The following is a 2,107-nucleotide window of genomic DNA, read 5'->3' on the forward strand; positions in this document are numbered from 1 at the left end:
GGGGTAGCGTCAGGAAAATGCGGATTTACAACGTTAAGGATATCCAAATATAAAAAGCCCAAATTCTTAGCAAAATAGAATTTGAGCTTTTTAGCACATTCATTATATATTTTTCATAAGCTCGTCTATAGCATTTGGATATAATGGTTTACTTAATTCAAGAATAGCCTTTGCATAGTCTTGGATTTCCTTTTGAGCATCATGTTCTAATCTTTGATTTAAAAAATGACAAACTGACTGTAAGGATGCCGTCCAGTACCAACGTACATACATTCCATAAGCAGGAAGGAATAGTCTCGCTTGTTCTGGACATATTCCATCTTCTAGAGCTGATTCATATTTGGCTATTCCTTCGTCAACATATGCCATAAGATCCCTGGTGTATTTATCACCAATTTCCAACGTAACTATTTCACCACTACCTTGCTTAGAATTTTTGGGTTTACTTCTCCATTCTTTACTTGAGGGAATATAAAATGTAGGCTCTTCTGTAATATATCTTCGACTTGATTCATTCCAGGCATCAAAACTATCTCCTGTACCCTCTTGATGAGAGGAACCAATGACATACTTCCACCATTGTCTGGCCACCATTAGTGGTGCATACACTTCATATTGTGCGATTACATGTCTAAATGGAGAAGTATGGCCTTCTCTAGCAAGAAATTTAATTAACTTAACATCTTTATCGTTCAGTTCTTTCGATTCTTTTGCATAAGAAACTCTTGCAGAGTTTACTACAGTTAAATCTGAACCCATATGATTTACAAGGCGAACATAGCCCTTATCTAATACGTTTATAATATTCATTTGATTTGCTCTCCTTTATTTTTTCTTTCGTATGTAAAATATGTATAGGGTATAAACCCTTCTACTTTTTGTTGATAGGTGATTTCAAACTCATCTTTATTAAACATTGGAAAAAAGATATTACCTTCATATTCCTTTTCGATAATAGTTAAATATATTCTATCGGCAAATGGTAACGATTCCTTATATATTTCTCCACCACCTGCAATAAAAATTTCATCTTCTTGTTGTAGTAAATTAAAAGCCCTCTCTAACGATTCTACAGTCAGGCAATTATTATAATTAATATCTTTAGATTTTGAGATAATAATTGTCTTTCTGTTCGGCAGTGGCTGACCAATAGATTCAAATGTCTTTCTACCCATAATTACTGATTTACCCATAGTTAAATCCTTAAATCGAACCTGTTCACCAGGAATCTTCCATGGTATATCCTTATCTTTGCCGATTACGTAATTACTTGAAATTGCAGCAATTAATGAAATGATCATTTTCTTAACTCCCTTTGAAAGAAACTAATTTATTTTATAATGCGGATAAATCAAAAAAACTTTAAAATAGCTCTTCTTCATTAATTGTCTATTTCTAATACCTTCCTATATAGCGATGCTCTTGACACATTTGTAATTTCACAAATTTGATTTACAGTCATTTTTCCTTCTCTATATAGCTTTACTGCATAATTCATTCCTGCATGATTTTTATGATATTTCTTTAACCTACCTTTAAATTTCCCTTCTTTCTTAGCCAAATCAATCCCTTCACGCTGTCGCATACGTATAAGATCTCGTTCTAACTGATTTACCCCAGCCATAACTGTAATTAAGAATTGGCTGTATGGATTATCTTCTGATAAATCTAGCCATGTATCCTTGATTGATTTTAAACTTGCTTTTTTACTTCGTATTATATCAATCAATTCAAATAAATCCTGCGTACTTCGAGTAATCCGAGTTAAGTCTGTAACATAAATAATGTCACCTTTCTGTAAATCCTCTAACATTTTTTGAAGTTGCTCACGATCCTTTGTTGATCCGGAAACTTTTTCTTCAAAAATAATATCCATTCCGATTTCGTTCAATTGCTGAAATTGCCTTGAAGGATTTTGGCTAGCCGAACTGACACGTATATAACCAATTTTCCGCAAAATATCACCTCGTTTTTGAGACAAGTCTTATGAGACACCCATAACACTGATTCTATCAGCCTTCTACAATTCAATCAATAGATTACAACCTAATCATACAAGTAAATAAGTTTAATTTATATCAACTAAAACGTATGATTAGGGTGTATA

General features: G+C 32.8%; 3 protein-coding genes. All 3 read right to left on the minus strand.

Translation table 11 applies throughout. The features are described 5' to 3' along the window. Positions 1-102: 102 nt before the first annotated feature. On the minus strand, positions 103-810 hold the full coding sequence (gene thyX, locus KA828_RS11755; RefSeq protein WP_012655891.1) for an FAD-dependent thymidylate synthase: 708 nt from the start codon (positions 808-810) through the stop codon (positions 103-105). Then, on the minus strand, positions 807-1,301 hold the full coding sequence (dfrE, locus tag KA828_RS11760; RefSeq protein WP_012655890.1) for a trimethoprim-resistant dihydrofolate reductase DfrE: 495 nt from the start codon (positions 1,299-1,301) through the stop codon (positions 807-809). Before dfrE ends, thyX begins: the two co-directional genes overlap by 4 nt. 80 nt (positions 1,302-1,381) lie before the next feature. Then, positions 1,382-1,957: a recombinase family protein gene (locus tag KA828_RS11765; protein ID WP_012655889.1), complete on the minus strand. Its 576-nt coding sequence runs from the start codon at positions 1,955-1,957 to the stop codon at positions 1,382-1,384. Positions 1,958-2,107: the final 150 nt, after the last annotated feature.

It is taken from the genome of Staphylococcus sp. GDY8P85P (assembly GCF_017892405.1).
Taxonomy (GTDB): domain Bacteria; phylum Bacillota; class Bacilli; order Staphylococcales; family Staphylococcaceae; genus Staphylococcus; species Staphylococcus borealis.

Bases quoted from the DNA above. Each gene is read 5' to 3' on its own strand.
- thyX (WP_012655891.1), bottom strand. From the start codon at position 810: ATGAATATTATAAACGTATTAGATAAGGGCTATGTTCGCCTTGTAAAT.
- dfrE (WP_012655890.1), bottom strand. From the start codon at position 1,301: ATGATCATTTCATTAATTGCTGCAATTTCAAGTAATTACGTAATCGGC.